Origin of the sequence: Morganella sp. EGD-HP17 (assembly GCF_000512315.2) — a bacterium.
GTDB lineage: Bacteria > Pseudomonadota > Gammaproteobacteria > Enterobacterales > Enterobacteriaceae > Morganella > Morganella morganii.
Genome location: NZ_AZRH01000011.1, coordinates 23,230 through 36,120, shown reverse-complemented (window position 1 = coordinate 36,120; position 12,891 = coordinate 23,230). Strand labels below are relative to the sequence as shown.

At 54.4% G+C, this 12,891-nt stretch carries 13 protein-coding genes; 4 read left to right on the top strand and 9 right to left on the bottom strand.

Going from position 1 to position 12,891, the window contains the following annotated elements; genetic code table 11:
• Positions 1 to 126: 126 nt before the first annotated feature.
• The 5 genes from X965_RS12480 to X965_RS12460 form a co-directional block, all read right to left on the bottom strand.
• A complete protein-coding gene (locus X965_RS12480; protein WP_004904672.1) occupies positions 127 to 885 on the bottom strand; it encodes a DeoR/GlpR family transcriptional regulator in 759 nt (252 codons plus the stop codon).
• Positions 886 to 968: 83 nt separating this feature from the next.
• Entirely contained in the window at positions 969 to 1,802 is an 834-nt protein-coding gene (glpG, locus tag X965_RS12475) for a rhomboid family intramembrane serine protease GlpG (protein WP_004237956.1), read from the bottom strand.
• A gap of 14 nt (positions 1,803 to 1,816) precedes the next feature.
• Positions 1,817 to 2,143 carry a thiosulfate sulfurtransferase GlpE gene (gene glpE / locus X965_RS12470; protein ID WP_004237957.1) on the bottom strand — a complete coding sequence of 109 codons (327 nt, stop codon included), beginning with the start codon at positions 2,141 to 2,143 and terminating at the stop codon, positions 1,817 to 1,819.
• Between the two features lie 119 nt (positions 2,144 to 2,262).
• Positions 2,263 to 2,841, bottom strand: coding sequence for a Fe-S biogenesis protein NfuA (nfuA, locus tag X965_RS12465; RefSeq protein ID WP_004237958.1), 579 nt, complete (start codon positions 2,839 to 2,841; stop codon positions 2,263 to 2,265).
• A gap of 61 nt (positions 2,842 to 2,902) precedes the next feature.
• A complete protein-coding gene (locus X965_RS12460; RefSeq protein ID WP_004904678.1) occupies positions 2,903 to 3,586 on the bottom strand; it encodes a double zinc ribbon domain-containing protein in 684 nt (227 codons plus the stop codon).
• A 36-nt stretch (positions 3,587 to 3,622) separates the two neighbouring features.
• Between X965_RS12460 and bioH the strand changes: the two genes are divergently transcribed.
• The gene (gene bioH, locus X965_RS12455) at positions 3,623 to 4,393 is read left to right on the top strand and encodes a pimeloyl-ACP methyl ester esterase BioH (RefSeq protein ID WP_004904680.1); all 771 of its coding nucleotides are present in this window, start codon (positions 3,623 to 3,625) and stop codon (positions 4,391 to 4,393) included.
• 29 nt (positions 4,394 to 4,422) lie between these two features.
• On the opposite strand, the gene X965_RS12450 is transcribed toward bioH, so the two are convergent.
• The 4 genes from X965_RS12450 to X965_RS12435 form a co-directional block, all read right to left on the bottom strand.
• On the bottom strand, positions 4,423 to 4,656 hold the full coding sequence (locus tag X965_RS12450; RefSeq protein ID WP_004237963.1) for a FeoC-like transcriptional regulator: 234 nt from the start codon (positions 4,654 to 4,656) through the stop codon (positions 4,423 to 4,425).
• A 15-nt stretch (positions 4,657 to 4,671) separates the two neighbouring features.
• Complete coding sequence (feoB, locus tag X965_RS12445) at positions 4,672 to 6,990, bottom strand: Fe(2+) transporter permease subunit FeoB (RefSeq protein ID WP_036418254.1); 2,319 nt, start codon at positions 6,988 to 6,990, stop codon at positions 4,672 to 4,674.
• Positions 6,991 to 7,074: 84 nt separating this feature from the next.
• Positions 7,075 to 7,302, bottom strand: coding sequence for a ferrous iron transporter A (feoA, locus tag X965_RS12440; protein WP_004237966.1), 228 nt, complete (start codon positions 7,300 to 7,302; stop codon positions 7,075 to 7,077).
• Positions 7,303 to 7,627: 325 nt separating this feature from the next.
• Positions 7,628 to 9,958: a Tex family protein gene (locus tag X965_RS12435; RefSeq protein WP_036418252.1), complete on the bottom strand. Its 2,331-nt coding sequence runs from the start codon at positions 9,956 to 9,958 to the stop codon at positions 7,628 to 7,630.
• A gap of 185 nt (positions 9,959 to 10,143) precedes the next feature.
• Here X965_RS12435 and greB point away from each other — a divergent pair, with 185 nt between their 5' ends.
• Genes greB through envZ form a run of 3 tightly spaced genes read left to right on the top strand, consistent with a single transcriptional unit; the run spans position 10,144 to position 12,730 of the window.
• On the top strand, positions 10,144 to 10,629 hold the full coding sequence (gene greB / locus X965_RS12430) for a transcription elongation factor GreB (protein ID WP_004237970.1): 486 nt from the start codon (positions 10,144 to 10,146) through the stop codon (positions 10,627 to 10,629).
• 50 nt (positions 10,630 to 10,679) lie between these two features.
• Positions 10,680 to 11,399: a two-component system response regulator OmpR gene (ompR, locus tag X965_RS12425; RefSeq protein WP_004237971.1), complete on the top strand. Its 720-nt coding sequence runs from the start codon at positions 10,680 to 10,682 to the stop codon at positions 11,397 to 11,399.
• Complete coding sequence (gene envZ, locus X965_RS12420) at positions 11,396 to 12,730, top strand: two-component system sensor histidine kinase EnvZ (protein ID WP_004237973.1); 1,335 nt, start codon at positions 11,396 to 11,398, stop codon at positions 12,728 to 12,730. The genes ompR and envZ overlap by 4 nt, the downstream gene beginning before the upstream one ends.
• The last annotated feature ends 161 nt before the right edge of the window (positions 12,731 to 12,891 follow it).

Below are 12,891 nucleotides of genomic sequence, written 5' to 3'. Positions count from 1 at the left end.
ATAAAAAAACGTTCTCCGTGACATGGATAACAATTCGTTAGCATATCCATACAAAGAATAATGAATTACGGCAGAGGGAAAAGGGAGGAAAACCGCGCCACCGGGCGGTGGCACGGGCAGAGATAATCAGCAGACTTCGAGCTGCACCTGTTGTTCGTCCAGGATTTTGATAATGCTTTCCGGCGGGCGTTTGTCGGTAAACAGGCAATCGATCAGCCCCATATTACCGAGGTTGACCATGGCGTTGCGGCCGAATTTGGAGTGGTCGGTCACGAGCATCACACAGCGGGAGTTTTCAATAATCGCCCGTTTGGTGCGGACTTCGTGATAATCAAATTCCAGCAGGGAGCCGTCAGTATCAATGCCGCTGATCCCGAGAATCCCGAAATCCAGACGAAACTGAGAGATAAAATCGAGCGTGGCCTCACCGACAATTCCGCCGTCACGGGAACGGACTTCACCACCGGCCAGGATCAGCCGGAAATCATCTTTCGCCATCAGAAGAGTGGCGACATTGAGGTTATTGGTGACGATGCGCAGATTTTTGTGTTCCAGCAGCTCATGCGCGACCGCTTCCGGTGTGGTGCCGATATCGATAAAGAGTGTGGCACCGTCCGGGATCAGCGCCGCGACACGGCGGGCAATCCGGCGTTTTTCATCCGACCACATGCTTTTACGCTCATGATAGGCGGCATTCACCGAACTGGACGGCTGTGCAGCTCCGCCGTGGTGACGGTGGATTTTATTCTGCTCCGCCAGCTCATTGAGATCACGGCGGATGGTCTGCGGACTGACCTTAAAGTGCTCGACCAGCTCTTCTGTGCTGACATAGCCCTGTTTACTGACTAACTCAACGATAGCATCATGACGCTGTGTTTGTTTCACAAAATCCCCCGGTCAGATCAGTACCGCGCATATTCAGGGCTGTGCCGTGATATGCGGCGGTGATGTCATATTTTCATTATTATTCAGGCCGTCCGGCGGCGGTTATCCCATACCGCCATCAGCAGGCCGGTCGCGAGACCGGATGCATGGGCCATGTTTGCAATCGGCATTGTACCAAATAAATCAAAGTAACCGATAACCAGCCATAATACCGAAAATACCATCATGGCGGCGGGCAGATAAATACCGGCGGACGGATTGCGCGCACCGGTATACCAGACATAAGCGATCAGCGCGAAAACCACGCCGGACAGGCCGCCGAAGGATGAGCCGCTGAAAAAGGATTGCGACCAGCAACTGACCAGGGCAGAAATCAGGGTGATCACCAGCAGCCGTCCGCTGCCGAGCTGTTTTTCCACCTGACCGCCGAGATACCACCACAGCGCCAGGTTCATCAGAATATGGGTCAGGCCGAAATGCAGGAACACCGGGCTTATCCACCGCCACAGTTCACCCTGCTGGTCAGGCTGCGGCCAGGCCAGATAGTCCATCACCGCGTCAGTGCCGCTTATCTGCATCCACAGAAAAACCAGTGCGCACAGTACAGTAATGGTGATGGTCAGCGGCCCGGCCGGGGTCACCAGGTTACTGAAGGCATGAGAGGCCGGGTAGCGGAACGGGGAATCGGTTTCACCGGATTCCCAGCTGGCGGCGAGATAGCGTTTATTCATCGGATCACGCATAAAGGTTTCCAGCTCAGCCTGTGTCTGTGCCAGTTTGCTTTCGTCGTCGAGCCACAATTCCGCGCCGCGCCCTTCGCGGGTGGCACGCATAGTGAGCTCAATATCCCGGGCGGCCATATAATCAATAAATGACTGGGCAATCCGCGGGTTGGCGATGGTGATCAGATAAACCATATAGCTGTCCGTTGTTAAGCAAGTGACCTGACTGTGTCCGGGTAATTGCGCAACCAGGCCTCAAAGCCGCCGTTGATGCTGTATACCGTTTCATAGCCGACATTAAGCAGATACTGAGCCGCGCCCTGACTGCTGTGCCCATGGTAACACATGACCATAACCGGCTGCTCATAATCTGTCTGATCCATGAAGGTATTCACGGTGTCGTTTGTCAGGTGAAATGCGCCGTCAGTATGACCGGCACGGAAGCTTTGCGGATCACGGATATCAACCAGGACAGCCCCGTTCTGCTGCCAGAGTTCATACGCCGTATCCGGTGTGATTAAGCGGATTTGTTCCATAATGATTTTTCGTATGCAGGTGAATATCAGCGGTGACAGAGCACCACCGGAAACCTGCCCGGCGGATAACCGGGCAGTGTATTATCACGGCCGTGCGATATCCGGCCGGTACAGCACTATCAGTAATAAGAGTGTTCGCCGCGCTGATGTTCAGTCAGGTCTTTAACGCCTTTCAGTTCACCGGCAAACATATTCAGTAACTCTTTTTCGATCCCTTCTTTCAGGGTGACATCCACCATGGAGCAGCCGTTACAGCCGCCGCCGAACTGGAGGATGGCATAGCCTTCGTCCGTGATTTCCATCAGGGAAACACGGCCGCCGTGCCCGGCCAGCTGCGGGTTGATCTGAGATTGCAGAACGTACTCGACACGCTCGATCAGCGGGGCATCATCCGCCACTTTACGCATTTTGGCGTTCGGGGCTTTTAAGGTGAGCTGAGAGCCGAGCTGATCGGTCACGAAGTCGATCACGGCTTCGTCAAGGAACGGTGCGCTCAGTTCATCAACATAGGCGGTCAGCTGCTCAAACGGCAGCGCGGTATCGGTCGCTTCCACAGCATCAGGCGGACAATAAGAGACTCCGCATTCCGCGTTGGGAGTGCCCGGGTTAATAACAAAAACACGGATTTGTGTGCCGGGTTCCTGGTTGGCAAGCAGTTTGGAAAAATGTGCCTGCGCAGCGTCAGTAATAGTAATCATAACATTGCCCAAAAATAGTTGACTGTTCCGGTTGGTTATAATACGCCCATTTGCGGGTTCACTACAAGGTGCGGCAAAGGCACCACACCCGGACTGCCGCCGCGCCCGCACGAATGAGCAATTCAGACAGCGCTGTCATGGTCGCCCCTGTTGTGATGACATCATCGGTCAGCGCAATATGCAGTCCGCGGACATCACGGGTGACGGCAAACGCAGAGGACAGGTTTGTCAGGCGCTGTGTGCGGGACAGCATCCGCTGGCTCAGTGTAGCACGGGTGCGGATAAGGCCGGAACTGTCATAAGGGCAGCGCAGCCATTTTGCCAGCGGAAGGGTGATAAGATCACTCTGATTAAACCCGCGCCGCCATTGCCGGTAGCGGTAAAGCGGGACACTGAGCAGCAGATCCGGCTTCGGACATTCCCCGGCGCGGTAAGCTGCCAGCACCCGGCGCAGCAGCAGCCGTGCCAGTGCACGGGCAATGTGTGTCTGCCCGCTGTATTTGAGGCGGTGAACCAGGGCGGCCAGCGGTGGCTGATAGCCGGTTACGGCCAGCAGGCTCTGCCACGGCGGCGGGGATTGCAGACAGCGGCCGCATTCCGGCTCCGGTGTCACCAGCGGCAGGCCGCAGCGACGGCAGACCGGCGGCATCTCCGGCAGTCCCCGTTCGCAGAATCCGCAGATACCGTGTGCGGCAATTGCCAGCGGCTGATTGCACAGCAGGCAGTAATTCTCAATAATAACCATCCGTCTTCCCTCCGGATAAATAAGGAAACAATAACGATGGCAACGCTTTTTTGGCAGCAGAGCGGACAGGGTTCGCGTGATCTTGTGCTGTTACACGGCTGGGGACTGAACAGCGAAGTATGGAACAGCATTGAATTGCGGCTCGCACCGCATTTCCGTATTCACAAGGTTGACTTACCGGGTTACGGGCGCAGCCAGGAATTCGGAGAGATGTCACTGACGGAGATGTCGGATACCGTTTTCGCGCAGATGCCGGAAAATGCGGTGCTGGCGGGCTGGTCACTGGGCGGGCTGGTGGCTGCGGATATTGCACTGCGTTACCCGCAGGCAGTGAGCCATCTCGTGACAATCTGTTCATCGCCGTGTTTTGGTGCACAGGAAGAGGAAGGCTGGCCGGGGATCAAACCGACAGTGCTGAGCGGCTTTCAGCATCAGCTGGCGACCGATTTTCAGCGTACTGTTGAGCGTTTTCTGGCACTGCAGACACTGGGAACCGCAAGTGCCCGTCAGGATGCCCGTACACTGAAATCAGTGGTACTGGGACAGCCGATGCCGGGTGTGTCAGTACTGAATGCCGGGCTGGAGATTCTGAGAACCGCCGATCTGCGCAGCGGACTGCCGTCCCTGACAATGCCGTTCCTGCGGATCTATGGTTATCTCGATGGCCTGGTGCCGCGTAAAGTCGCGTCACTGCTGGATGAGCAACTGCCGTCCTCTCCATCCGTTATTATGCGTAACAGCGCTCACGCACCGTTTATTTCACATCCGGATGAGTTTTGTGAGGTACTGACGGAGTTTGTTAAATAAAAAAATACCCGCACAACGGCGGGTAAGTTTTATGAATGAATCTGATACACCTTTGTGTCACAGCCCTGACTTTCAGGGCACTGTTTGCAGCTGCTGCTCAGACAGCTGCTGACATCCACCGCTTCAATTTTTCCCATGGCAGCCAGCTTTTCCATGATGGCCTGCACCAGGGCTTCCGGGGCATTCAACTGGTGGCTGAGCAGCCGGGCATCTGCCCGGCCGTTCAGTGCAATGGCGTCACGTACTGCGATCAGGCTGATCATGTCCGTGTCCTTTTATCAGTGACACTCGTTGCCGGAGCAGCCGCCACAGCGGCTGTGTGCATCACGGCGGAAGCTGAGATTCACCCGGCTGCGTGTGCGGCGCAGCAGTGCAAACAGGATCAGGTTGAAAATCACCACTACAGCGATAATCACTGAACTGCTCCCCGGATGGGTACTGAATGTGGCGGCCTGGTAGAACAGGGCGGCCAGTGAGTAAGCCACGTTCAGACCCCACAGGATGGAGAAGGTCATCCAGCCGCGGCTGGTTTCACGGGCGATAGCCCCCATCACAGAGACACACGGCACATACAGCAGCACAAAGATCAGATAGCTGTAAGCAGCAACATCAGAGCCGAATTTCGCGGCCATGGTGCCCATGGTACCGCCGTCCATCTCGCCGTCGCCTTTGCTGGCTTCAATCGGGTTGGATAATGCCGCGAGCGTGAAGGTTTCCGCCAGGGAATCCAGGGTTTCATTTACCGCATCACCCAGTTCATCCCATAAATCAAAGGATTCCGGATCAAACGGTTCGTTGGTGATACTTTCAGCGGTGTAGAGGGTATTCAGTGTCCCGACCACAACTTCTTTTGCCATCGCACCGGTGATCAGGCCGACAGTCGCCTGCCAGTTATCATTGGTGACACCAATCGGGCTGAGCAGCGGAGTGACCACTTTACTGACTGAGGCCAGTGCGGAATCATTAATGCTGTCCGCCGGTTTACCGGAGAAACTGAAGCTGTTCAGTGCGCCGATTACCATACTGGCGACAATAATGACTTTACCCGCACGCACCACAAAGCCTTTCAGGCGCTGCCAGGTCTGCATAAACAGGGTTTTCATATGCGGTACGTGGTACACCGGCAGTTCCATCACAAACGGTGATGCTTCGCCGCGCATAATAGTGTGTTTGAGCAGCAGACCGGTAAGGATAGCCACCACAATCCCGAGGATATACAGGGAGAACACGATGCTCGCGCCGTTTTTGCCGAAGAAGGCAGCCGCGAAAACCGCGAAGATAGCCAGCCGCGCGCCGCAGGACATAAACGGTGCCATCAGGACGGTGATAAGACGTTCACGCGGTGCATCCAGGGTTCTGGCACCCATAATGGACGGCACGTTACAGCCGAAACCGACAATCAGCGGCACGAAGGATTTACCCGGCAGTCCGAGTGCCTGCATCAGTCTGTCCATCACAAATGCCGCGCGGGCCATATAACCGGAATCTTCCAGGAAAGAGAGGAACAGGTACATCATCCCGATTTGCGGTACCAGCGGCAGCACGGTGTTGATACCGCCGCCGACCCCCTGGGCGAGGAAAATGGTCAGCCAGTCCGGGAAGCCGAGCGTCATCCCCAGCCATTGTGTGCCGTTAATGAAAATGGCTTCCGAACCGCCTTCAAACAGCGGCTGCAATGCCCCGCCGATATTGATGGCGAGCACGAACATCAGATACATCACAAACAGGAATACCGGCACGCCCAGCCAGCGGTTGAGGACAATTTTGTCCATCGCTGCGGTCAGTTTATTCGGCTCGGAATGGCTGTTATCAATGGTTGTTTCGCAGATATCCGCGATGGTCTGGTAACGGGCATCCGCAATCACCAGTTCCGGCTCTTCCTGCTGCTGTGCCTGCATCGCGTCACGGACAGACTGCACATGCTCCGGGGTGAAACCGGCGCGTGCCTGGCTGTAGATATCCCCCTCCAGGCTTTGCAGTGCCAGCCAGCGGCGCTGTGTGGCGCTGAACTCTTCCGCAGGAATCGACTGTGCGAGAGTGTTCATGCTGTCGAGCAGCGCAGCCGGATAGTTCACCAGCACTTCATGCGGTGTCATTGTGTGTTTGTCGATCGCGGCTTTCAGCTCACAGATACCGGACGCGCGGGTGGAAACCAGTGGGATCACCGGGCAGCCGAGGCGTTCTGACAGCGCTTTGACATCAATATTGATATTCGCTTTATCGGCGATATCCAGCATATTGAGGGCAATAATGCAGGGAACACCCAGTTCCAGCAGCTGCAGCGTCAGATACAGGTTACGCTCGAGATTGGATGCGTCGACAACGTTAATCAGCATGTCCGCTTCACCGCTGAGGATAAAGTGGCAGGCAATCTGTTCGTCTAAGGATGTTTGTTCAGAGATGGTGGTCAGTGAATAGGTGCCGGGTAAATCCACCAGCTCAATCTTGTGTTCCGGCGTGGTGAAATAACCGATTTTCCGTTCCACAGTTACACCGGCCCAGTTGCCGACGCGTTGTTTGGATCCGGTTAACTGGTTAAACAGCGTGGTCTTCCCTGAATTGGGATTACCGATGAGTCCCAGGGTGAGTGCTTTCATAGTGTCGTATGCCAATCAATAAATACAAACCCCTCTGCCGGCGGCAGAGGGAAAAGAGTGAGTCAGCGCGGGATGTGCGGCGGATTACGCCTGCACGTCATCAAGCATCAGCAGCGCCAGGTCTTTTTTTCTGAGCATCAGGTTGACGTGCCGGGTTTCGATTTGGATCGGATCGCCCAGCGGTGCGCTGCGGATCACCCGGAAAACAGAGCCGGGCAGCATGCCCAGAGACAATAATTTCTGACGGTATGCCGGGCTGATTTGCCCGGAAAAGCCCAGAATTTTATAACTGTGTTGTGGCTGAAGTGTCATAAAGGCTCCGGTTAACCATGCAAACAGGAATGATATTGCAAATGATTATTGCACGAACAGTTTGGCAGAAAAATATCCCTTACAAATTTAATTGATACTGTAAATGCAAATCATAACCAACAATATTTTACCTATTTAGCCCGAAAATTAACCAGCAAAGTTTGATGTGCATCAAGATATCCGGCGTATAAAACAATTGAGAGCAGATATTTCACGTATTGATTTACGTTAATAACAATTTTTACGACTAATTAACGCAATATGTGACTAACAGGAGGGAAATGTACGGGCAGCCGGGGCTGCCGCGTACATGGTAGCAGGGGAATTACTTACGCTTACCGAATGCCGCGGCGAGGGCATCACCCATCGCACTGTTACCGGCAGAGGTGTCATTATTACCGTTACGGGCAGGGCGGCTGTTCTGACGCTTTTCCGCCCGTGGTTTATCGCTGCCGCCGCCACCGCGGCGGGCTGCCGTTTCCGGCTCCTCATCCATCCGCATGGTCAGCGCGATACGCTTACGGGCGATATCCACATCCAGCACTTTGACACTGATGATATCCCCGGCTTTGACCACGGTATGCGGATCTTCCACATAGCGGTTGGCCAGCGAGGAGATATGCACCAGTCCGTCCTGATGAACACCGATATCCACAAAAGCACCGAAATTGGTGACGTTGGTGACCGCGCCTTCGAGAACCATGCCCGGACGTAAATCATTCATCGTCTCAATACCATCGGCAAAGGTGGCGGTTTTAAACTCCGGACGCGGGTCACGGCCGGGTTTTTGCAGCTCTTTGAGGATGTCGGAAACGGTCGGCACACCGAATTGTTCAGTGACAAAATCCTGTGCTTTCAGATTGCGCAGCACATCACCGTTGCCCATCAGATCACTGAGGGTTTTCTGTGTGGCCTGCAGGATTTTTTCCACCACCGGATAGGCTTCCGGGTGAACGGTGGAGGCATCCAGCGCATTTTTACCGCCTGCAATACGCAGGAACCCGGCACACTGTTCAAAGGCTTTCGGGCCGAGACGCGCGACTTTCAGCAGCTGTTTGCGGTCAGCAAAACGGCCGTTCTCATCACGCCAGTCAACGATGTTCTGTGCGATCACTTTGCTCAGCCCGGCAACGCGGGTCAGCAGGGCAACAGACGCGGTATTGAGGTCAACACCGACGGCGTTTACGCAGTCTTCCACCACCGCATCCAGTTTACGGGCAAGCTGCGTCTGGCTGACATCATGCTGATACTGGCCGACCCCGATGGATTTCGGGTCGATTTTCACCAGTTCAGCCAGCGGATCCTGTAACCGGCGGGCGATAGAAACAGCACCGCGCAGTGAAACATCCAGATCCGGGAATTCTGCCGCTGCCAGTTCTGACGCGGAGTAAACGGAGGCGCCGGCTTCACTGACAATCACTTTCTGGGCTTTGATATCCGGGAACTGCTTCTGCACATCGGCAAAGAAACGTTCAGTTTCACGGGATGCTGTCCCGTTACCGATCGCCACCAGCTCCACATGGTATTTCAGGCAGAGCGCCGCGACGGATGCCGCTGCTTTGCCGGTCTGGCCGGTGTGCGGATAAATGGTGTCGGTGGCCAGTACTTTGCCGGTGGCATCGACCACCGCGACTTTCACCCCGGTACGCAGACCCGGATCCAGCCCCATGGTGGCACGCATCCCGGCCGGTGCCGCCATCAGCAGATCACTGAGGTTGCGGGCGAAGACATTAATGGCTTCATCTTCCGCTTTCTCGCGCAGCGCGGCCATCAGCTCGGTTTCCAGGTGCAGCAGCACCTTGACCCGCCATGTCCAGCTCACCACCGCTTTGCGCCAGCTGTCCGCCGGGGCATTGTTAAAGCGGACGCTGAGGTAATCGCGGATTAATTCTTCGCAATAGCTCTCTTTCGGCGGTTCCTCACACTGCGGGTCAGCATTGAGGGAAAGTTGCAGAATCCCTTCATTACGGCCGCGGAACATCGCCAGAGCACGGTGTGACGGGACATTGGCAATCGGTTCATGGTGATCGAAATAATCACTGAATTTTGCGCCTTCCGCCTCTTTTCCGCTGATCACAACGGAAACCAGATGCGCATTGCGCCACAGATAATCACGGACTTTCCCCAGCAGACCGGCATCTTCCGCAAAACGCTCCATCAGGATGTAGCGGGCGCCGTCGAGGGCGGCTTTGGTGTCGGCAACCCCTTTTTCGCTGTCCACATAGGTGGCGGCGAGGGTTTCCGGATCCTGTGACGGATCCTGCCACAGCGTGTCTGCCAGCGGTTCCAGGCCGGCTTCCGCCGCAATCTGCCCGCGTGTGCGGCGCTTGGGTTTGTAAGGCAGGTAGAGGTCTTCCAGCTCCGTTTTGCTGAGCGTGCCGTTAATCGCCCCCGTCAGTTCAGGGGTCAGTTTGCCCTGTTCCTCAATGGATTTGAGGATAGTCTGACGGCGGTCGTTCAGTTCGCGCAGGTAGCTGAGACGGGTTTCCAGCTGACGCAGCTGAGTATCATCCAGGCCGCCGGTGACTTCTTTCCGGTAGCGGGCGATAAAAGGGACGGTATTTCCCTCATCCAGCAGGGTAATCGCGGCGGTGACCTGGCGGGTTTGCGCATTCAGTTCACCGGCAATAATCTGGCTCAGAGATTCATTCATCATGATATTCTTTCCGGCTGCGATAAATTGACGTAAAAAAATTTCAGGGGACAGTTATACGTGTTCAAAACGGGAATTACCAGCCGATATAAAGTAATATAAATGAATTATGCATAGCTGTTATCTTTCAGAAAATGCATTTAGTATTACAATTTATTTAAATAATTTATTTTTTGTTTAGGTAACATATGGCAAAAAGTAACCTGATTACCCGTGAAGGATGGGATGCGCTGGATCAGGAGTTAAAATATCTCTGGAAAACAGAACGTCCGCAGGTCACTCAGGCAGTGTCAGAAGCCGCTGCACAGGGAGATCGCTCGGAAAATGCCGAGTATATATACGGAAAGAAACGTCTGCGTGAAATAGACAGACGCGTCCGGTTTCTTTCAAAACGTCTGGATAACTTAAAGATAGTCGAGCCGGATCCCCGCCAGGAAGGAAAAGTATTTTTCGGGGCGTGGGTGGAACTGGAAAATGATGATGAAGAAATTCAGACTTTTCGCATCGTCGGACCCGATGAATTTTCCCCGGCAAAGAAATGGATTTCTGTTGATTCCCCTGTGGCCCGGGCATTAATCGGAAAACAGGCGGATGATGAAGTAACGGTAATAACACCTAACGGTGAAGTGAATTATGTCATTTTGTCTATCCGCTATCAGCCGATTGCTGAATAGGCACAATTAATCTGAAGAGTTGCATGAAAAAATGAACCCGGGAGTCAAACATGCAGGAAAGTTATAAGGTCCTTGTCGTTGATGATGACATGCGTCTGCGTGCGCTGCTTGAGCGCTATCTGAGTGAGCAGGGTTTCCAGGTCCGTACCGCCGCGAATGCGGAACAGATGGATCGCCTGCTGACGCGTGAATCTATCCATCTTATTGTCCTGGATCTGATGTTACCGGGCGAAGACGGGCTGTCTATCTGCCGTCGTCTGAGAAGCCAGAATAACCCGATTCCGATCATTATGGTGACGGCGAAAGGGGAAGAAGTGGATCGCATCGTCGGGCTGGAAATCGGTGCGGATGATTATATTCCGAAGCCGTTTAACCCGCGTGAACTGCTGGCGCGTATCCGTGCTGTGCTGCGCCGTCAGGCGAATGAACTGCCGGGTGCACCATCCCAGGATGATGCGGTGATTCAGTTCGGTAAGTTCAAACTGAACCTCGGCACCCGTGAGATGTTCCATGAAGATGAAAACATGCCGCTGACCAGCGGTGAGTTCGCCGTGCTGAAAGTGCTGGTGTCACACCCGCGTGAACCGCTGTCCCGCGATAAGCTGATGAGCCTGGCGCGCGGCCGTGAGTACAGTGCGATGGAACGTTCAATCGACGTGCAGATTTCCCGTCTGCGCCGCATGATTGAGGAAGATCCGACACATCCGCGTTATATCCAGACCGTCTGGGGACTGGGTTACGTGTTCGTTCCGGACGGCAACAAGGCATGAAGCGGCTGCGGTTCTCGCCGAGGAGCACCTTTTCGCGCTCGTTATTTCTGGTCATCTTTCTGTTGTTTGCAACCATAACAACAAGTTATCTGGCCGTTGTGAACTTCATTGTGATGCCCAGCCTGCAGCAGTTTAACCGGGTGCTGGCCTATGAAGTACGCACACTGATGAGCGAAGAGATGGTGCTGAAGGACGGAACCGCGGTACGTGTTTCTCCGGCGCTGCGTAAGAAAATTTATGAAGAGCTGGGCATTACCTTTTTTACCGAAAAGACAGCCGATGAGGGCGGACTGCGCTGGGCGCGTCATTTTGAATCCCTCAGTAAACAGATGAGCCATTATCTGGACGGTTATGCGGATGTCCGGCTGGAAGTCAGCCGCGATTATCCCGTGCTGTGGCTGAACTCCTATATTGCCCCGGATGTCTGGGTGAGAGTGCCGCTGACTGAAATCGGTCAGGATCAGTTCTCGCCGGTCTTCCGTTATATTTTTGCCTTTCTGCTGATTGTCTTTGCAGGTGTCTGGGTGTTTATCCGCTATCAGAACCGTCCGCTGACCGAGCTGGAATCCGCAGCCCGGCAAATCGGTACCGGCGGTCCGCTGGTTCCGGTACGGGAAGCCGGGGCGGCAGAAGTGCGCTCGGTTATCCGCTCGTTTAACCAGATGTCCAGAGATATCAAAACTCTGGAGCAGGATCGCACCGTGCTGATGGCCGGTGTCAGCCATGATCTGCGCACGCCGCTGACCCGCATCCGCCTGGCAACGGAAATGATGAACCCGGATGACGATTATCTGGCGGAATCCATCAACAATGATATTGAAGAGTGTGACGGTATCATTGAGCAGTTTATGGCGTATCTGCGCACCGGCCGTGAGATGGAGATGGTGCATCTGGAACTGACATCTGTCCTCAATGAGGTGATTGAAGCGCACATCCACTCGGATGTGACGATTCAGAATGATGTTATTCAGGCACCGGTTTATCTCACCGGTAACCCGATTGCGATTAAACGCGCACTGGGCAATATGCTGGTCAATGCCACCCGCTACGGCAACGGCTGGATCCGCGTCAGCAGCGGCAGTGATGAGCATTTCGCCTGGTTCCAGGTGGAAGATGACGGCAACGGTATTGATGAGGCGGATATTCCGGACCTGTTCCAGCCGTTTGTGCAGGGTGAAAAAGCGCGCAGTAATAAAGGTACCGGGCTGGGGCTGGCAATTCTGCGCCGGATTGTGGATGCGCATGACGGCAAAATTGATGTCGGCCGCAGTCAGCGCGGCGGATTCCGTATCCGCGTGATGCTGCCGCTGCCGGATGACAGAGATGATTAATTATTATGACAGCAGCATGTCATCGTCATATGACTGTCATAAACCCCTGCGGTAAGCAATTATCTCAGGGGTTTTACTTTTAATATCAATAAAATCATATAATTATAATTCCTCTTCGTTTTTGTGTTTCCCCGTCATTTTTCCGGTTTTGTGTCCCCGCG